We start from the raw sequence: 19,936 nt of genomic DNA, 5'->3' as shown, positions 1-19,936 counted from the left end.
TTTTATGTAAGGAAAATTGATGAAAACCAAATATTGTTTAGAGTTGGCTGATGCTGAATTGATCTTAAATGCAGCCTATGCGTATGCTTTACAACATGGCTTTGCAGTGAGTATCGCGATCGTTGATGAAACAGGCTGTTTGTTGAGTATGAAGCGTATGGATGGAGCATCTCCAATGACTGCGCGATTGTGTCATGAAAAAGCGCAATGTTCGGCCATCAGTAAACGTCCGACTAAGTTATTTGAAGATTTAATTCGTAATGGACAAGACGGATTCCTGACCGTTGAAAGTCTTTCGGGAATGCTTGAGGGGGGTGAACCCATTTTATATCAAGGGGAACTCATCGGGGCGATAGGAATTTCAGGTGTTAAATCATTTCAGGATGCAGAAATTGCTCAATATGCCATTCAAAAATTTCTGGTACAGGTTCAGGGTTAAGATTTTTATTTCATACTTCAAATGATTTGGCGTGAATTTTCTCAAGCGTAATCAATGCTGAGTTTTATCTAAAAGTTAACTGATCATAGGTTTACTCTAGCTAAGAACTCTCGATTAGGTTATTAAGTCAATTGGGGTTAAAGATTTAGCATTCAATTCACAACGCTCAAGCACTCGATACTCCTATTTGGGATTTATAGTGAATATACTGGGTTGAAACTATTGGAGATGAAACCTTTAGAACCGACTGATTGAATGAGTACGTAAATTTGCATTGAGAGTGATACTATCGATGCAGTGTTGGGTGGGGAATCATTTGCATGAGATTTGGTGCAGGCTTTAAAAGCCTATGCTGTTGATTTTATGATAGTGATGCGTTTAGGTAAATTATGTCGCGCCAATCATGTCCATATTCATCATCAAGTTGTGAAGAAAAGTATAACTGTCAAAAAATGATTCAGTGCAGGACTCATAATTCTGAATGTGAGTGAAATCGAACTTTTTTGGATAAAATCGTAAAAAACGCTGACTTTTGTCGATTTTTGCATTGTAATTTATAAGGGAGCTTCTTATTATTGCCCGCTTGTTTGCACAGTCAGCTTGGAATATCTCTTGAGTCAATTTCTGAATGAACATCTGATCCACCGTGACGAGGATTTTATGGTAATCCATAAACCCGCGGGGATTCTTACAGTGCCAGGAAAAACGGCTGACTTACAAGACTGTGTGATTAATCGGTTGCTCCAAGAAGAGCCGAGAACCTTGCTGATTCATCGTTTAGATCGAGATACCTCGGGTATTTTGGTCTTTGCTCTTTCTAAATTCGGACAAAACCGAATTTCACGTCAGTTTCAAGAACGCCAAACGTCAAAAATTTATCAAGCCGTGGTGGCTGGACACTTGCAAGGTGAGGGAACTGTGGATGTACCTGTGGTGTATGATCCATCACGTCCTCCGTTGCATATTGCTGACCCAAGTCACAACAAGCCAGCCCTAACTCATTGGAAGGCGACCGAACATTTTGAAATGCAAGGTCAGCCTGTGACTCGTGTAGAACTAACACCGATTACAGGGCGTTCGCATCAGCTCCGTGTACACATGCAATATTTGGGACATCCTATTGTAGGTGATACGTTGTATGCCACGCCAGAGCAACTGTTATTGGATCGCTTGTGCCTACATGCAGAGCGTTTAAGCTTTCTACATCCTAAAACAGAGCAGTTAGTTGAATTCTACTGCCCGGTACCGTTTTAAGGCGAAAAAAATACGCTTCAGATTCGAATAAGCCCACTTTTTTAGTGAGCTTTATGTCAAAATATATTGCTTAAAGCCATGAAACTTTGTTCAAATAATATTCTCTTTTGAGCAATTATTTCTTGGTCTACATTTGAGATAAAGGTGGAAAAATTGCAGCAGTTTGCTATTGGTCAACGTTGGTTATCTGACACAGAAACAGAGCTTGGCTTAGGGGTATTAATTGACGTTGATGAACGATCGATTAGCATCTTATTCCCAAAAAGCGACGAAACGCGAGTATATGCCCGAAACAATGCCCCTTTATCTCGTATCGTATTTAATACGAATGATGAAGTGCATGATCAGGAAGGAACGCAATGGCTGGTCGAGTCATTGGAGCATCATCATGGTGTGGTACGTTACGCTGTCGTGCGTAGCTTAGAAGATGGTACGCAAGAACGTAAAACCTTGAATGAAACCCGTATTGGCGCTCAAATTCAATTATCTAAGCCTTTAGATCGTTTACTGGCAAGCCAAATTGACTATAAAGAATGGTATGACCTACGTATTGAAGCATTGCTCATGCAAGCCAATATGCAAAGTAGCCCATTACGAGGCTTGGTCGGTGCGCGCGTCGGTTTAATTCCGCATCAACTTTATATTGCACACGAAGTAGGCAAGCGTTTTGCACCGCGTGTTTTACTGGCAGATGAAGTAGGTCTGGGGAAAACCATTGAAGCGGGTTTAATTATCCATCAACAACTAAAAACAGGCCGTTCTGAACGTATTCTGATTTTAGTTCCTGATTCTTTACAGTATCAGTGGATGATTGAAATGCGCCGTCGTTTCAATCTGGCATTCTCTATTTTTGATTTGGCCCGTACCGCGTCTATTAAAGAACACGACCCTGAACTCAATCCATTCTTGACTGAGCAATGTATTATTGCCAGCGTTGACTTGATGATTGACCATGACGACTTGCGCGAACAGGCGTTGGAAGCTGGTTTTGATCTGTTGGTTGTGGACGAAGCTCATCACTTAATGTGGAATGAGGAAGACGGTGGCAATGATCGTTATGATCTGGTCGAAGAGTTGGCTGAGCAAACACCAGGCGTATTATTGTTAACGGCAACACCAGAGCAACTGGGTGTTGAAAGCCACTTTGCTCGTTTACGTTTGCTTGATCCGCAACGTTTTAGCTCATTAGAGCGCTTCTTGGATGAAGAGGAAAAGTATCAACATACTGCAAAAATTGCAGAAGTGCTGATGTCTGATTTACCGCTAGAAGACAGTCATTTAACGGCAATTGAACAGTTATTGGGTCACCGTATTACGGATGAACCAGAACAACGTTTCCGTGCGATTCATGAACTACTTGACCGTCATGGTACAGGTCGTATTTTATTCCGTAATACCCGTGAAGCGATTCAAGGCTTCCCAGGTCGTGACTGTCAGCCTGCACCATTACCTGCACCAGAAAACTGGTCGAAAGATGGCAAATTGCGTGAGCAAATGTGGCCTGAAGAAGCACAGCTTGATGGTTCGTGGATGGAATTCGACCCACGTGTGGGTTGGCTCATGGAAATGCTACGTACCCAGTTAAAACACAAAAAAGTGTTGTTGATTGCGCGTAGCGGTCCTGTGGTAGAAGCTTTGGAAAATGCGTTGCGTTTACATGCAGGCATTCGTACCGCCATGTTCCATGAAGGCATGAGCTTGCTTGAGCGTGACCAAGCTGCGGCATATTTTGCTGAAGATTCTTATGGTGCGCAGATTTTACTCTGTTCTGAAATTGGTTCAGAAGGCCGTAACTTCCAGTTTGCTTCGGACTTGGTTTTATTTGACTTGCCTGCCAACCCAGACGTGTTGGAACAGCGTATTGGTCGTTTAGACCGTATTGGTCAAGAAAACCGTATTCAGATTCATGTGCCGTATCTAGAAGGTACTGCACAAGAGCGTATGTTCCGTTGGTATAACGAAGCGCTGAATATTTTTAGTAATATTTCACCGACGGCACAAACGCTACAAGAAAACTTTATTGTTCATTTAAAAGACTGTTTGCTGACCGATATGGGCCAACAGTTTGAAGATTTGCTTGAAGAAGTCAGCGTACAACGTGAAGCATTAGAAACGGAATTACAAGCAGGGCGTGACCGCTTACTTGAATACAATTCATGCCGTCCGATTGTGGCGCAAGAAATTGTACAAGCACTTGAAGATTATGATGACAACACCACTTTGCCAATGTTTATGAAGCGTTTTATGGCTTCAACCAACATTGATTTTGATGAGCAAAGCAATGGTACAGTCATTATTAAACCGACAGATCAAATGCAAGTTCAGGGCTTAACCTTGGACGAAGACGGAATGACTGCGACGTTCTATCGCGATCAAGCTCAAGTCCGTGAAGATGCACAATATTTGACTTTAGAGCATCCATTCACTGAAAGTGTTATGGAAATGATCAATACGCAGGCCTTTGGTAGCACCAATGTCGCGATTTTAAAGTCGAATGCATTAAAACAAGGTTCAATTCTGTTAGAGGTTTGGTTCAAGGTCGATGTTATTGCACCGAAAGCATTGAACTTACCTTCAAGCTTGCCACAGCAATTGATTCGCGTATTACTCAGTGAAACTGGGCAAGATCTATCGATGAAGATTGAACCAAGCATTCTTAAGCCGTATTTACATCATTTAGACAGTAATAGTTGCCGTCAGGTGGTGAAAGCGCGTCGTGATGTGATTGAAGAACGTTATCAACAAGCTTTGAATATTGCCAAAACTGCTTTGCCAGAAATGAAGCAGCAAGCCAAAGAAATTTATGGTGGAAAATGGCAATATGAAATTGACCGTTTAAGCTACTTGAAGCAATTTAATCCAAGTATCCGTGAAGACGAAATTACACGCTTGCAAAAATTGCAAAAAGAAGGCATTGCTTTATTGGAGGGTTTATCTGTAACTCCAGATGCCATTCAAGTATTGGTTGTGGTTAAACCTTAAGGTTTAACTTTCGATTTAGCCAATAAAAAAGCACCTGAGGGTGCTTTTTTATTGGGAATTTTAACTGCTGATGTATTTAATGAATTTGTGATTCATCCAAATGACGCGCACCTTCCAAAATCATACGAATCATAATCATAGTTTGCTCTGCCATTGCTTTACGTTCTTCATTCGGTAAATCAATGACTTTGGCTCCCATGTTAAACACCAGTTGGGTAATGGCTTTGGCTGCTAAGTCAGGGTGTGCCATTTTGCTGTGATTGAGACGTTCTAGACGAATCAGGTCATCTTTCAGTTCTTGCTGGAAATAATTGAGCTGTCGATCTACTGCAAGTTTATACGAGGCAGAGCCTGTATAACCTTCACGTAATAGCAGGCTTAAATTGCCTTCATCGGTATTTAACTGCTCAATAAACACTTCAACTGAACTACGAATAATGCTGCTTTGCTTGATCGCTTGTAAACGTGCTTCATGCAGAATTTGGCGTAATACGTTCCCTGAACGGTCTATCAGTTCAATGGCAAGCTCATCTATATCTTTGAAATGTCGATAAAAACTATTAGGTGCAATACCTGCTTCACGCGCAACTTCACGTAGACTTAAAGAGGCAATACTTTTCTGTGGTCCAATCAGTTTGAGTGCTGCTTGGAATAATTCATCTTTCGTAATGGTAGCTTTACGACCGACAGAACGTACCACAACGGGTTCATGTGCCGTACTAAGGTCATGAGTCGTAGTATCGTGTTTTGTTTTGATCGAAGGCTGGTTCATATTTTTCAATAGATTAAATGCTTTTTTGCATTATAGCCTTTACTGCTTGTGATGGGAAATGAATAAAAAAATACGAATATATATACAAATATATATACACGTGTATAATAATTAAAAGTCAATTGCGTGGTCTTGAAGATGTTCATGCTAAAAAAATCAAATTCTCCCCTTAATTTTTTAGTCGACAGTGTTGTTGATCAGCACTCGTTGAATTTCTGGTTACAAAAACTCAATCCCCTTTGGTCGGTTGGCCAAGCCCTCGGCAAGATTGTTCAAAAGGACAATACTGCTGAAGAGATGGTCAGTTTGACGATAGCAGTCAACCGTCATTTCAAAATGGGTCAAGCGGGTCAGCATCATCCTGTGATGGTGGATGTGAAAGGTGCACGTTATGAGCGGACGTATAGTTTGACTCAAATTGATGCCCAGCATGTATTGCTTACGGTTAAAAAAGTGGAGCAAGGCAAAGTCAGTAACTGGTTGATCAACCAAGCTCAAGTCGGTGATGTACTTGAATTTGGCCAACCTTATGGCGATATGTTGTTGCCTGCACAAAATCAACCCTTGATTTTGTTGGCCGCAGGTAGTGGTATTACCCCAATGTACAGTTTATTGACTGCTTTAACGCAGTTAGAGCAACTACGTGAGCGTAAAGTACATGTGATGTATTGGGTAAAACATTATGCAGATTTCGCATTCAAATCGTATTTTGAACAATGGGCGAAGCAATATCCGCAATTTTCTTATCACGTGTTTTATACCCAAGAAGAAAATGCAGATGCACGCTTAAATGTAGCTCAGGTGGATGCATTGACAGATATTGATCAGTCAATCGTCTATGCCTGTGGTCCTTCAGGTTTTGTACAGCAAGCGGAGCAGCTTTTTGCTCAAGCGCAACTGTTCCAAAGCGAAGCCTTTAGCATGACGCCTGTAGCAAATGATGATACGGGCTTTGTGAATGTGACTTTAAGCAAATCCAACAAAGTGGTTGCAATTCCACGCGGACAATCCATTTTGGTGGGATTGGAACACGCCAATGTCAAACCAACCTATGGTTGCCGTATGGGTGTTTGTCATAAATGTGTATGTAATAAAGTACAAGGCTCAACCCAAGACATGTTGAATGGTCAACAGAATAGCGAGCCAAGTAATCCATTAAAACTGTGTGTAAGTTCTGCCAAAACAGATCTTGTGATTGATTTATAAGAGAGTTCAATATCATGAATATGCCTGTAAAAGCACAATATTTTAAGAACCCAAAAAATCGTGAACTTACTCAATTTGAGTTAGATGAATTGGCGCGTGAATTAGACGCGATTAAACAAGAAGTCTTGGATGATATTGGCGAAAAAGATGCCAAATATATCCGCCGTGTTTATTCAACGGTACAGTATGCTTCAATTGCTGGTCGTGCCTGCTTATTTGCAGGTTGGTTCCCGCCAGCATGGATTTTGGGTACAGGCTTATTGGGCTTTGCCAAAATCATGGAAAATATGGAATTAGGGCACAATGTCATGCACGGTCAATATGACTGGATGAATGATCCTAAATTTAGTGGTCAAAATTACGAGTGGGACATTGTTGGAACCGCTGACAACTGGCGTCAAACCCATAATTATAAACATCATACTTATACCAACATTAAAGGTATGGATGATGATATTGGTTATGGTTTATTACGTTTATTCCCAGAACAACGTTGGAAACCAGGCTTTTTATTACAGCCTTTGTATAGCATTCCATTTTGTTTGTTGTTCCAATGGGGCGTCGCCATTCAGAATCTTGAAATTGGTAAAGTTTGGTTTGGACGTAAATCTAAACAAGAACTGAAAGAAGAGTGGAAGCCGTTACAACGCAAAATTGGCAAGCAATTGTTCAAGGATTATGTATTCTTTCCATTGATTGCAGGTCCAGCAGCATTGCCTGTATTTACAGGGAACCTTGTGGCAAACGGGATTCGTAATATCTGGACTTTTAGTGTGATTTTCTGTGGTCATTTTACTAAAGACGTAGAAGTGTTCCCGAAAACAGTTTTGCAAAATGAAAGCCGTGGTCACTGGTATATGCGTCAAATTCGTGGTTCTTCAAACTTAACGGGTTCAGAAGCATTCCATATCTTAACAGGACATTTAAGTCATCAAATTGAGCATCACTTGTACCCTGATGTACCTGCGCGTCGTTACCGTAAAATGGCGCCTAAAGTACAAGCAGTGTGCGAGAAATATGGTTTGAATTACAATAATGCCAGTTTGGTAAAACAATACGGCAGTGTGATTAAACGTATCGTGAAATATGCATTTCCATTCAAGAAATAATTGAATAAAAACCACTTCTTCGGAAGTGGTTTTTTTATGTCTCCTCAAGTCCAGTTTTTTACTGGATAGTTTTGGATTAGATCAGAATAAAAATACAATATCTTCAATAGATTGAATTTCCAAATCAGATTGAATGATTTAGCATGAGACATCACAGATTATTGTAGAGTCCAGCGATGTTAGAACGTGGTATTTATCAGCACTATAAAGGTCAGTTGTATCAGGTGTTTTCTGTCGCAACACATAGTGAAACTGAAGAAAAGTTGGTGGTCTATCAATGTTTATATGGCGATTATTCTTTATGGGTGCGTCCTTTAAGTATGTTTACCGAGCAAGTCACTTTAGACGATGGGAAAACGGTTCCTCGCTTTAATTTGATACAAAAAACTGCTATATGAATAGAACATGAAATAAATAATGAAATTTAACGTATAGCCAATTTAAAAATGGAATGTCTCGATGAGTTTGAGCCAACAATTTAAAGCAAGAATAAATGATTTATATGTTTCTTTTAAAAAGCATGATGACACTCAAAAAGATCGATTACAGCGTTACCGCAATATTGAACCAGATTCTGCCCAGTTTTTAGCGATGCAAATTCGGATCCAGAAATCGAAGAAAGTTTTAGAAATTGGAACATCGACAGGTTATTCCACCTTGTGGCTGGCAGATGCCTTACAAGTCACGCAAGGACAGCTCACCACCTTAGAAATTGATGCTACGCGCAGTCAGCAGGCACAGCAGTTTGCGCAAGAATTTGGCTTGGACTCATTAATCCAGTTTTGGGTGGGAGATGCCAAAGATTATTTAGCAGAATGTACCGAAAAATATGATTTGATTCTACTTGATGCAGAACGTGATGCCTATGTGGACTATTGGTCAGATTTAAAACGGTTATTGTCTAAACAAGGCGGAGTGTTGATTGTTGATAATGTCATTTCACATGCAGAAGAAGTGAAAGCATTTACCCATTTGGTAAAAGAAGAGGGCAATTATTTGTTATCGACTTTGTCTTTAGGTGCGGGTTTATTGGTGATTACCGCTAAAGATTATGATGTTTAAGCGCATACGCAGACTTCGTATGAAAAATCAGGGCTTACCCTGATTTTTTTTATTGTTATTTATTGGATGGTAATGCGTGTGAAGTGCAAGTCGTATTCTAGATATTTATGTACAAAAGCGGCTTTATCACTACAACGTAGCATATTGGCGTAAACAAATTGGGGTACAGGATGGTAGAGTTCTCCAGAACCATTATTATAAAAAATTTTTAAGTATCTTGAAGTCGCATTGTATTTCCAAGAAGTCACGGCAAGCATTATTCCCATACATACCTCCTTGAATTTGTGAATAAACTCAATGGGCCTTTCTGTTTAATTCAACGTAAATAAAACAAAAGGCTTACTTCAATGTATAGCAGAAATTACAGGGACTTCAAATATTTTCTAAATAAAGTTACATGAAATTTAATTGTAAAAAAACCACGCTTAAGGCGTGGTTTTTTTGATTCAATCTAATTTAGAAAATTAGATTTTACCTACTAGGTCGATAGACGGAGCAAGAGTTGCATCGCCTTCTTTCCATTTAGCTGGGCATACTTCACCTGGGTGAGCGTGAACGTATTGAGCTGCTTTAACTTTACGAAGAAGTTCTTGAGCGTCACGGCCAATACCACCAGCGTTGATTTCAACGATTTGGATTTTGCCTTCTGGGTCGATCACAAAAGTACCACGGTCAGCAAGACCAGCAGCTTCGATTAATACTTCGAAGTTTTTAGCAAGCGTCCAAGTTGGGTCGCCAACCATTGGGTATTCAATTTTCTTAATTTCAGCAGAAGAATCGTGCCAAGCTTTGTGTGTGAAATGCGTGTCAGTAGAAACTGCATAGATTTCAACGCCTAATTTTTTGAATTCAGCGTAGTTGTCAGCAAGGTCACCAAGCTCAGTTGGGCATACAAAAGTGAAGTCTGCTGGATAGAAGAAAACTACAGACCATTTGCCTTTAAGATCAGCTTCTGTAACTTCAATGAACTGACCGTTCAAGTAAGCTTGTGCTTTAAATGGTTTAACTTCGGTATTAATTAAGCTCATCATTGTCTCCATGATTGAGGTTAGTTTTTGAATTTGGAAGTAGAATATCGAATTTTTAATTATTGCTGAAACAGTATTTTTACATCACAAGCATCGGAAAAACCGAATGAGTAATTTAAACACCATTTCAATCAATAGCATCACCATTTATTACAAATGAATTTGATGATGAAAAAATGACAATACGTCACAATCAAATTGTCGTATTTAGATCGTTATTCAACATGCAGCCATCTGGCTTGAATTTCAAGGCTAAAATTGAAAAAAGATATTTTATGTTGGTGTAGTTGTCTATTTTTCTGACAAATTCAAGTACGAAAATGCGTAAGACGCTTTTACTCTGCTTTAGTATTAAGCCTTTAATTTTAGCCATGAAATGATTAAATGGAGTGAAATATAACCATATTTCATGCCCAGATTGGCGATCACGTTGAAGATGCTTTCTCTATGGCAGCTTAAGGCGTAAAATGGACGATTCAAATTTTTACTGGGATAACTCATCTGTGCAAAGTCATTTAAATATCGATCAATGGGTTATGGCCCGCGACCGTCATCGTTTAAATCGACTACGCCGTAGCAAAGATGGTGATCCACAGCAATATCAGGAACTGTTTGAACAGTCCAATCTTAAAGTGCGTGCGCGTTTTGCCCGTCTGCCTCAAATTAAACTGAATCAAGACCTGCCTGTTACGCAGTCGGCTGAACAATTGATGGCTGCGATTCAGCAGCACCAAGTCATTATTGTGGCAGGTGAAACAGGTTCTGGTAAAACCACACAGTTACCCCAAATTGCCATGTTAGCAGGGCGTGGCTTAACAGGCATGATTGGCCATACTCAGCCACGTCGTTTGGCCGCACGTAGCGTTTCACAGCGTATTGCTGAAGAAGTGGGCGAAAAACTCGGAGAATCCATCAGCTTCAAAGTTCGTTTTAATGAACAGGGTTCGCAAGACTCGATTGTGCGCTTAATGACAGATGGTATTTTGCTGGCGGAGCTTTCTCATGACCGTTATTTAAGTAAATACGATACGATCATTATTGATGAAGCGCATGAACGCTCGTTGAATATTGATTTTATTATGGGTTATTTGAAGCAATTATTGCCAAAACGCCCTGATTTAAAAGTCATTGTGACTTCCGCAACTTTAGATGTACAACGCTTTAGCCAATATTTTCATGGCGCGCCCATTTTTGAAGTGGAAGGCCGAAGTTTTCCCGTTGAAGTACGTTATCGTCCAATTTCCGAGTTAAGCATCGGTGGGAGTGATGATGATGAATTTGATGATTTTGAAGAGAATCTGCCACGTGCGGTAGTACAAGCGGTAGAAGAATGTTTTCAAGATGCACAGGAAAAAGGTCATCCTGAACATGCTGATATTCTAATTTTTGCCAGTACCGAGCAGGAAATTCGAGAATTACAAGAAACCTTGCAGAAATATGGTCCACGTCATACTGAAATTTTACCGCTTTATGCGCGGTTGGCTTTGGCAGATCAACAAAAGATTTTTAATTCTTCAGGTGGTGGTCGACGCATTATTATTGCGACCAACGTTGCCGAAACCGCTTTGACTGTACCGAATATTCACTATGTGATTGATAGTGGTTTTGCCCGTATTTCACGCTATAACTATCGTTCACGTGTGCAACGTTTACCCATTGAAGCAATTTCTCAAGCAGCAGCTAATCAACGTAAAGGGCGTTGTGGACGTATCGCACCGGGTGTGTGTATTCGTTTATACAGTGAAGAAGATTTTTTAAGTCGTCCTGAATTTACTGAACCTGAAATTAAACGTACCAATTTGGCTTCTGTTATTTTGCAAATGCAAAGTCTGAGTTTAGGTTCGCTCGAAGCCTTCGATTTTATTGAACCGCCAGATCACAGGCTTGTGAATGATGGTCGTAAACTCTTGGTTGAACTGGGTGCAATGACTGAGAAAAATCCTTCTAAGTCCTCTTTGGATAAAGGAGGGCTTGAAAATGCCCCTCTTTCTAAAAGAGGGGTTGGGGGAGATTCATTGACCAAAGTCGGGCAGATGATGGCAAAAATGCCAATTGATCCACGACTAGCCCGTATGATTATAGGCGGTGCCCATTTTGGCGTTTTAAATGAAGTGTTGATTATTGTGGCGGCTTTGGCGGTACAAGATCCTCGTGAGCGCCCTGCGGATAAGCAAATGCAGGCAGATCAAAAACATGCCTTGTTCCGTGAAGCCGATTCAGACTTCCTGTTTTATTTGAAGTTGTGGGAAGCGATACATGATCCTGCTGAGTCCATGAGTGAGAACAAGCGTCGTACTTTCGCACATCAACATTTTTTAAGTTGGTTGCGCCTACGTGAGTGGAAGAAAACGCATGAACAATTGTTGGATCTGGCCAAAGGCTTAAACCTTTCCTTTAATGATAAAAAAGCCAGTTATGAAAACTTACATCGTGCTTTATTAACAGGTTTATTGTCGTTTATTGCCAATAAAACCGATGAACGTAATGTCTTTATGGCAGTCCGCCAACAGAAAGCACGTGTATTTCCGGCTTCAACTTTACATAAGAGCAATACGCCGTGGATTATGGCGTTTGAAATGGTGGAAACCTCACAGGTTTATTTGCGTACCTTAGCCAAAATTGAACCTGAATGGATTCTTTTGGCTGCTCGTGATTTATTGAAATACCATTATTTTGAACCGCATTGGTCGAAGAAAGCGGGCATTGTGAATGCTTATGCGCAGATTTCATTGTTTGGTTTGATTATTGAGCCAAAACGAATGATCAATTATGAAAAGGTTGATCATCTTGCGGCGCATGAAATTTTTCTTAGAGATGCTTTGACGACAGGTAATCTGGGCATACTTCCGCCATTTTTAAAACATAATTTATTAAAATTGGAAGAGGTAGAGCGGGTCGAAGACAAATTGCGTCGACGTGATTTGGTCGTAGATGAAGAAACGATTTATCAGTTCTATGCAGCAAAAGTACCTGTTGAAATTGCCAGTCGTCGTAGTTTTGAAGATTGGCGTGCCACCATTGAGCCCACACAACCTCGTTTCTTGTATGTAGAAGATGATTCATTGTGGCTGAATGATCGTCCAACCACACAACAGTTCCCCGATTATTTGCATAATGGTGAGTTGCGTTTAGCCGCGAGTTATCGTTTTGATCCAAGCCATGATGAAGATGGGGCTACGGTTAAAATACCTGTGCAGGCTTTACCACAAGTGGATGAAAACATTTGGTCTTGGGGAATTCCAGGTTGGCGACAGGACTTAATTGAAGCCTTATTAAAAGCGTTGCCAAAAGATAAACGTCGTAATTTAGTCCCGATTCCTGATACTGCAAAAAAATTAATGCAGCGTATAGATGCGGTACACCTACGTGAGCATTTATTTAGCTTCTTGGCATTTCAACTCCGTGGCGAGCAGATTACCGAAAAAGATTTTTCTTTTGAAAGAATAGATCAATATTTGCTGCCTTTTATTAAAGTAATTGATGAAAAAGGGCGTGTGATTGAGAAGGGGCGTAATTTAGCTGAATTAAAAGCACGCTGCCGTACTGAAACCCATAGCCCCGTCAAGCAAGCCAAAGGACAATTCCAAACTTTCCCAGAAGATTTTGTGTTTGAAGCTTCGCATAAAGTCACAGGGGTTGTGGTCAAACAATATCAAGCACTGGTTCCTGTTAAAGTTTTTGCAAATTTAGATGCTAAAGATAATTCAGGCGTTGTGATACAGACCTTTAATGATCAGAATGAAGCGATTAAGCAGCATCGTGAGGGGATTATTCATCTGATGCATTTACAATTGGGGGATTTGGTTCGTCAATTGAAAAAGCAAATTTCCAAGCCGATGGCATTGGCATATTCGCCATTGGGGGACAAAGCACAGTTAGAACAGATGCTGGTCTATGCAACGCTGCAATTGGCGATTACTGATCTGCCAATTAATCAAGCTGAATTTCAGCAATTACTCTTAACGGTTAAGCAAAACTTTTTAACGCATGGTCAACAGGCGTTAAAAATAATGAGTGATATTTTTATTCAGTGGCAGAACATACGTCAGAAATTATTAATGCTAGATGCTGATATTTTTGGCCGTAGTATGGATGATATTGAAGATCAGTTAGACCTAATGCAGTTGGCGAATTTTGTCTATAGCAAACCTGTAGATGTGTGGACTGAGTATCCACGTTATTTAGCCGCTTTGCTATTGCGTTTGGATCGTTTGCCCAATAATCTACAGCGAGATGTTGCTGCCATTGGGCAGATTGATCCGTGGATGGATAAATTATTTCAATATAAAAATGACGTTCGTTTGAAAGAATTGTATTTCATGATCGAAGAGTTGCGTATTTCGCTGTTTTCTCAACCGATGAAAACCAAGATGCCTATTTCTGCGACACGGCTACAAAAGCTATGGGAACGTCTTAGTATCGGTTAAAATTGAGCGAATTCAGAGAAGGAGTTTTACATGGGCATCCGTATTACAGGTACAGGCTTGTTCCACCCAGAACACGTCATTACCAATGAAGAGCTAGTCGAAAGTCTAAATGCTTATGTGGAACAGTATAACCAAGACCATGCTGAGCAAATTGCAGCAGGCGAGTTAGAAGCACGCCGTGGTTCTAGTGCCGAATTTATTGAAAAGGCGTCTGGTGTAAAACGCCGTTATGTGGTTGAAAAAACAGGTGTACTTGATCCAAACCGTTTACGCCCACGTTTAGCTGAGCGCAGTGACGAAGAGTTATCTATTCAGGCAGAGTGGGGCGTGATTGCTGCAAAGCAAGCCATGGAAAATGCAGGTGTGACTGCAGAAGACATCGATGTTGTGATTTTGGCATGTTCAAATTTACAACGTGCCTATCCAGCGGTTGCGATTGAAATTCAGACGGCACTGGGTATTCAAGGTTATGCCTATGACATGAATGTGGCATGTTCCGCGGCAACTTTTGGTTTAAAACAAGCCTATGATGCCATTAAGTCGGGTGCGCGCCGTGTGTTGTTAGTAAACGTTGAGTTAACTTCAGGTCATACGGATTACCGTTCACGTGATTGCCACTTTATTTTTGGTGATGTTGCAACAGCTTCAATTATTGAAAATACCGAGACAAAAACAGGCTTTGAAATTTTAGATACCAACTTATTTACACAATTTTCAAACAACATTCGTAATAACTTTGGCTTCTTAAACGGTTCTGAACTCACTTCACGTGATGACAAACAATTCCGTCAAGATGGACGTAAAGTGTTTAAAGAAGTTTGTCCACTTGTGGCAAAAATGATTACAGCTCAGTTGGAAAAGAACAGCATCTTGCCGAGTCAAGTAAAGCGTTTCTGGTTACACCAAGCCAATGCCAACATGAATGAACTAATTCTGAAATTAGTTGTAGGTAAAGAAGCTGCTGAAGCAGACCCCGCTTTAGTTCCAATTATTCTCGATGAGTTTGCCAATACTTCTTCTGCGGGTGTGATTATTGCATTACATCGTTCTGCACACGAAGTGAATGATGGTGAATATGGCGTACTATGTTCATTTGGTGCGGGTTATTCTGTAGGATCAATTTTGGTTCAAAAGCACGTTGCTTAATGTTGTAGCCTAGAAGCCTGCATTTTTGGCTTAGCTTTATAAATTTGAAAACATCCTTTCATATTCAGGGTTATTGGCTTGAATAATGAGAGGATGTTTTTTTATGTCGAATTAAAAGAGAAACAAGCAATTGTGTTTTAAGTAAATGAAATAAGTTTAAAAATAATAAACCATCAAGCCGTTTCAGTCACTTGATGGTTTTTAGATTCACATAATGAATAATTTAAAATTTCTTTTCTACGCTGAACAATACGCTAGGAATGGCTCGACTTGTACGTGCTTGATACAGACTGCCATCGGATTGATAATTCAGGCGTTCTTTGTAGTCAGTACTTAACAGGTTGCGCGCGCTTAATGTGGTCGCCCAACCCTTTTTAAAGCGTTTAGTTGCACTGATGTCCAGATTAACTCGTTCGTTACTGGTACGATCATAAGCTTGATTTTCTAAAGCACGGGTAAACTCTGGGGTATAGCTGAGATTGGCACTGGTCGAAAGTTGCCACGGCTGATAATTATAAGAAAGCCCCATACTGGCTGTATAGGGTGCAACATCACTGACTAAACGATTTTGATGCGTAATATCATCTTCAACTTTGGCACGAATGGTCGAGAGTTGACCGTTAAGCATCCACGAATGCCCTTGAGCATTTTGTTTTAATGCATAACGTCCAGAGAGCTCGACACCATAGGTGGTTGCATGATCTTGGTTTTGTGGACGTTTAACGTAACGTCCATTTTCTTGTTGAATGACCGACTCAATATAGTCATCAATTTGACGATAGAAGCCCGTCACATTCACACCACCCGCAGGTGTATTAAAGCCTAAAGTGGACTCATATGCTGTGATTTTTTCTGGGCGTAAAAATGGATTGCCACCACGGTCAGGGTTATTTAAGCTGCCTGCATCGCTGTCTGTAGAAATAGATACTGCGGGTAATAAATCGGCAGCTTTCGGGCTACGAAATGCTTGGCTGATATTGGTTTGAAGTGACCAATGATCATCAAAATCATAACGATGTGCAACGACTGGGCTAAGGTTTTGGTCGTCATAATCGACTAAACCTGTACGATGTATCCATTCTTGACGTAAACCAACGGTCAAAGTTTGTTGATCGGTAAAACGCCAACTGCCTTCGCTATACAGCGCATAACGCTGTTCATCTAATGTATCGGCTGTATTACTTTCTAAGCGGCTTGAATGTGTATCTAAGCCAAACTTAATTTGACGATGTTCATCAAATTGGCGGACACCATCATATGCCAAACCCAGTTCTTCAATCTGCTGATCTATATACAGGGACGAAAGTGGAGAGCGGGTAAGTTCAGTTTCATTTTGTTTTTCATAAGACAGACGGACTTTGTCCGAGTTCTTATTCACCTGACGTTCGAAGCGCGTATTTAGGCGCATACTGTCATTTTTGTCCTGCTGAACTTGGTCTGAACGTGATCCATCCCGTTCATAATTGCGGTAAAACAGTTCTGCCACGATTTTCTTTTCGTCATCAATTTCATACTCAAGACGTGGACTGATCATCGAGCCTTTACGTTCAGCGACATTTTTTTGTACACGAGTTTGGTTTGCTGTTTGAGTTTCCGTTATTGAAGTGCTGTCATCCCAATTTTGATTGGCAGATAAGCTATATAACCAAGGGCTATCACGCCCATCCATCTGTAAAGTGATATTCTTGCGCTCTTCTTCTGAAGCTCCAGAGTGGTTAAATCCATAGCTCACTCGAGCTGTTCCGCCAAGACGTGAACTTTGTAAGGGTTCTTTTAAAATAATATTAATGACGGCAGAGGCGGCAACAGAAGCTTGAGTGACACTCGGCTGCTTGGTAATTTCAATACGCTCAATCATGTCTGGCGTAAGGGTATCAATCATGGACATACCCCCGCGAGGCCCGCCTTGTACAGGTTCACCATTGATCATGAAAATAGGCGCACCGCCACCACGGAAGCGCATACCTGATGCTCCACCGGGGCCACGCGGGCCAGCAGCCGATGGCATTTGAAAACCCGCCGCACGTCTTAAAGCATCACTGACAGATTGATCGCCATATTTCAGCATTTCTTCACGATTGATAATGGTTTTGGCAATGGCACTAATATCGTTATTCTTATTTGCTGAGGAGTCTGCTTGGAGCTTTAATGTCTTTAGAACTTGTACAGGTTCTGCTGTAGCGACTTGTGCGTTATCGGCAGCCCAGCCTGTAATTGAGACACCCAAAAGAGCGAAAGTAAGTGCACTAAACTTCCAAGAAGGCTGTAACGCATCCATAACTTTATGTTTCCAAATGTAATGTTGCGTAAGATTAAACTAAAACTATGGAGAAAGATTGTGGAGTTGTTGAATTATTCTCTTGGCGAATAAAAAGTTAGCCAGTTTGATAAATATATAAGTTTAGCTTGTTGTTATTTTCGGGGAATGGCTTTTTTAACTGATTGTAATTTATTTATTGTTTATTTTAGATCCTGACAATTGGCTGCTTTACCTTGATATAAAAAATACAGAGTTGATAATTTTAATGGCTATGTTAAAACAGAGATGTACTGGTCATGATCTAAATTGCAATGCAAGTTACTGAACTGATTCCTTTATCTGAAATAGAGGTCAATCGACAGGACATTTTAGCTATTCAACGGAATGAATTGGTGCCGATTTTTGATAATCCGGCATTATTGGTGAATTACGCTGAACAGATTGTTCAAGCTCAGGCTGTGTTGTTGCAGGGCATTGATCCATTGCTTACACAACAGTTCAGGCAAAGTATTGAAGAGCTTATTCAAGCCTTAACTCAATCGAATAAATACCTAAAAAAACGCAGATTTAATGCTTTGCAGAAGTGGCTTGGCATAGACATTGAGCATGGTTCAGGACAAATCGATTACTATAAAAATCTTGATACACTGTTGGATCGTTGCCAGCATTTAAGTCAAAAATTACGCTTAGAAATACAGAAGTCACAATCAAGATTTCAGCAATTACTAGGCTTACGGTTAAGAATGGCAAATTATGTGGTTGCGGCACAAGAGTTTGTACATGAGTATCCGAAAATGCTACGTATGCAGCATCCTTTAGATCAATTTTCTGAACGCTTATCCAAGAAAATACATAGTTTGCAAACTGTGCAGACCAGTAATGATATTGCCATGCAGCAAATACAGCTTTCTCAGCAACTGTCTTTAGGTTTACTTGACCGTTTTACCGAAGCGCAACAGGTGTTAATTCCAGCTTGGCAATATCATATCAAACAAAGTCAACAGACAGACTCGACTTCCGAGCTATTAAAGCTAGATAATAGCCGTGAAAAACTGATTAAAACTTTAAGAAAATCATTAGAGAAACCTTCGGGGAACTCTTCATAAAATTAGGTGAATTATGACCAATTCTGAGCAAAATCATTTAACTGTTGCCATGACACCAGAAATCGCGGAACAACAGTTTCAGCAACTTAATTTAAAAGAGCTAGGTTTGCAGCCTTCAGATTTGGCTGAGGTGATGACTGCAACCAAAGAATTGGAAGATATGAGTCATCAGAGTGTTGCTGAATACGGTAAGCACATTGCGACTCAAACGTCGACGTATACAGATGAATTGCTGAATTTGGTGCAAAACAAAGATTTAGATGCTACGGGACAAAAGTTGAATCAAGTTGTACAAGTGGCACAGCAATTAAATAGCAGCAGTATTCTGAATCAGTCTAAAAGTTCAGGCTTTTTGGGCAGTATTTTAAGTAAATTCAAAGGTGCGAAGCAGAGTTTTGATCAGCACTTTAATACCACCAAGGAGCAAATTGATGCTTTGGTTAAAGAAATTGAAGCGTCACAATCTGGCTTAAAAGACCGAGTTAAAACACTCGAACACATGTTTGACTCAGTACAAGATGAATATAAGCAGTTAGGCATTTATGTGGCTGCGGGCAAGATCAAGCAGCATGAAGTTCAGCAGCAAATTGCTCAACTCACTACACAAGAACAAGATCAGACCATTACCCAGAGAATTTACGATCTGAATCATCTATCGAATAATCTGGAGAAACGAGTCAGTGATTTGCAGGTGCTACAGCAATCTGCAATGCAGACTTTGCCTATGATTCGGATTATCCAGTCCAATAATTTAATGTTGGTGGATAAGTTTTATGCCATCAAAAACATTACATTACCCGCTTGGAAAAACCAGATTAGTTTGGCCATTTCCTTACAAGAGCAAAAAAATAGTGTGCAGTTGGCAAATACCATTGATGATGCGACCAATGATTTATTACGCCGTAATGCCGATTTACTCCATCAAAATTCTGTCGATACAGCGCGTGCCAATCAGCGTTCTGTGATTGATATCGACACCCTTGAGCACGTCCAAAATACCTTAATCCAAACGGTGAATGATGTACTCCAAGTACAAAAAGAAGGGATGCAAAAGCGAGAAGAGGCGGCACAGCGGTTACGTAATTTACAAAGTAATTTGAGCCAGTTGGTATTAGAGTCAAATCAACGCTAAATTCTTATTTCAG

General features: G+C 40.4%; 15 protein-coding genes. 11 read left to right on the top strand and 4 right to left on the bottom strand.

What is annotated here, in order from left to right; translation table 11 throughout:
• Positions 1 to 19 precede the first annotated feature (19 nt).
• The 3 genes from M5E07_RS10860 to rapA all read left to right on the top strand — a co-directional run bounded on the left by M5E07_RS10860 (position 20) and on the right by rapA (position 4,675).
• Positions 20 to 439: a GlcG/HbpS family heme-binding protein gene (locus M5E07_RS10860; RefSeq protein WP_252219198.1), complete on the top strand. Its 420-nt coding sequence runs from the start codon at positions 20 to 22 to the stop codon at positions 437 to 439.
• 612 nt (positions 440 to 1,051) lie between these two features.
• On the top strand, positions 1,052 to 1,693 hold the full coding sequence (locus M5E07_RS10855; protein ID WP_116761709.1) for an RluA family pseudouridine synthase: 642 nt from the start codon (positions 1,052 to 1,054) through the stop codon (positions 1,691 to 1,693).
• Positions 1,694 to 1,837: 144 nt separating this feature from the next.
• Positions 1,838 to 4,675, top strand: coding sequence for an RNA polymerase-associated protein RapA (gene rapA, locus M5E07_RS10850; protein ID WP_252219196.1), 2,838 nt, complete (start codon positions 1,838 to 1,840; stop codon positions 4,673 to 4,675).
• A 76-nt stretch (positions 4,676 to 4,751) separates the two neighbouring features.
• Here rapA and fabR read toward each other — a convergent pair whose 3' ends face one another.
• On the bottom strand, positions 4,752 to 5,447 hold the full coding sequence (gene fabR, locus M5E07_RS10845) for an HTH-type transcriptional repressor FabR (protein WP_116761705.1): 696 nt from the start codon (positions 5,445 to 5,447) through the stop codon (positions 4,752 to 4,754).
• Between the two features lie 138 nt (positions 5,448 to 5,585).
• Here fabR and M5E07_RS10840 point away from each other — a divergent pair, with 138 nt between their 5' ends.
• The 4 genes from M5E07_RS10840 (at position 5,586) to M5E07_RS10825 (ending at position 8,824) form a co-directional block, all read left to right on the top strand.
• Positions 5,586 to 6,653, top strand: coding sequence for a ferredoxin reductase (locus M5E07_RS10840; RefSeq protein WP_252219194.1), 1,068 nt, complete (start codon positions 5,586 to 5,588; stop codon positions 6,651 to 6,653).
• A 14-nt stretch (positions 6,654 to 6,667) separates the two neighbouring features.
• The gene (locus M5E07_RS10835) at positions 6,668 to 7,762 is read left to right on the top strand and encodes a fatty acid desaturase family protein (RefSeq protein ID WP_116761701.1); all 1,095 of its coding nucleotides are present in this window, start codon (positions 6,668 to 6,670) and stop codon (positions 7,760 to 7,762) included.
• Between the two features lie 176 nt (positions 7,763 to 7,938).
• Positions 7,939 to 8,160 carry a DUF1653 domain-containing protein gene (locus M5E07_RS10830; RefSeq protein WP_131263751.1) on the top strand — a complete coding sequence of 74 codons (222 nt, stop codon included), beginning with the start codon at positions 7,939 to 7,941 and terminating at the stop codon, positions 8,158 to 8,160.
• Positions 8,161 to 8,221: 61 nt separating this feature from the next.
• On the top strand, positions 8,222 to 8,824 hold the full coding sequence (locus M5E07_RS10825; RefSeq protein ID WP_252219191.1) for an O-methyltransferase: 603 nt from the start codon (positions 8,222 to 8,224) through the stop codon (positions 8,822 to 8,824).
• A gap of 59 nt (positions 8,825 to 8,883) precedes the next feature.
• On the opposite strand, the gene M5E07_RS10820 is transcribed toward M5E07_RS10825, so the two are convergent.
• Positions 8,884 to 9,090, bottom strand: a complete 207-nt coding sequence (locus M5E07_RS10820; protein WP_016167443.1) for a KTSC domain-containing protein — start codon at positions 9,088 to 9,090, stop codon at positions 8,884 to 8,886.
• Between the two features lie 198 nt (positions 9,091 to 9,288).
• Positions 9,289 to 9,852 (bottom strand): alkyl hydroperoxide reductase subunit C, encoded by a 564-nt coding sequence (ahpC, locus tag M5E07_RS10815; RefSeq protein ID WP_116761693.1) that lies wholly within the window; start codon positions 9,850 to 9,852, stop codon positions 9,289 to 9,291.
• A gap of 503 nt (positions 9,853 to 10,355) precedes the next feature.
• Here ahpC and hrpA point away from each other — a divergent pair.
• Together hrpA and M5E07_RS10805 are read left to right on the top strand one after the other, a co-directional pair.
• Complete coding sequence (hrpA, locus tag M5E07_RS10810) at positions 10,356 to 14,279, top strand: ATP-dependent RNA helicase HrpA (protein WP_252223789.1); 3,924 nt, start codon at positions 10,356 to 10,358, stop codon at positions 14,277 to 14,279.
• 30 nt (positions 14,280 to 14,309) lie between these two features.
• Positions 14,310 to 15,425 (top strand): beta-ketoacyl-ACP synthase III, encoded by a 1,116-nt coding sequence (locus M5E07_RS10805; protein ID WP_252219188.1) that lies wholly within the window; start codon positions 14,310 to 14,312, stop codon positions 15,423 to 15,425.
• A gap of 223 nt (positions 15,426 to 15,648) precedes the next feature.
• Here the strand turns inward: M5E07_RS10805 and M5E07_RS10800 are convergent, their stop codons facing one another.
• Positions 15,649 to 17,703, bottom strand: a complete 2,055-nt coding sequence (locus M5E07_RS10800; protein ID WP_252219184.1) for a TonB-dependent receptor plug domain-containing protein — start codon at positions 17,701 to 17,703, stop codon at positions 15,649 to 15,651.
• A 293-nt stretch (positions 17,704 to 17,996) separates the two neighbouring features.
• Between M5E07_RS10800 and M5E07_RS10795 the strand changes: the two genes are divergently transcribed.
• A complete protein-coding gene (locus M5E07_RS10795) occupies positions 17,997 to 18,791 on the top strand; it encodes a tellurium resistance protein (RefSeq protein WP_252219182.1) in 795 nt (264 codons plus the stop codon).
• Positions 18,792 to 18,804: 13 nt separating this feature from the next.
• Positions 18,805 to 19,923 (top strand): toxic anion resistance protein, encoded by a 1,119-nt coding sequence (locus M5E07_RS10790; protein WP_252219179.1) that lies wholly within the window; start codon positions 18,805 to 18,807, stop codon positions 19,921 to 19,923.
• Positions 19,924 to 19,936: the final 13 nt, after the last annotated feature.

It is taken from the genome of Acinetobacter tibetensis, assembly GCF_023824315.1.
Lineage (GTDB): Bacteria > Pseudomonadota > Gammaproteobacteria > Pseudomonadales > Moraxellaceae > Acinetobacter > Acinetobacter tibetensis.
The sequence above is the reverse complement of the archived record's forward strand: the minus strand, read 5'-3'. Positions and strand labels throughout refer to the sequence as shown.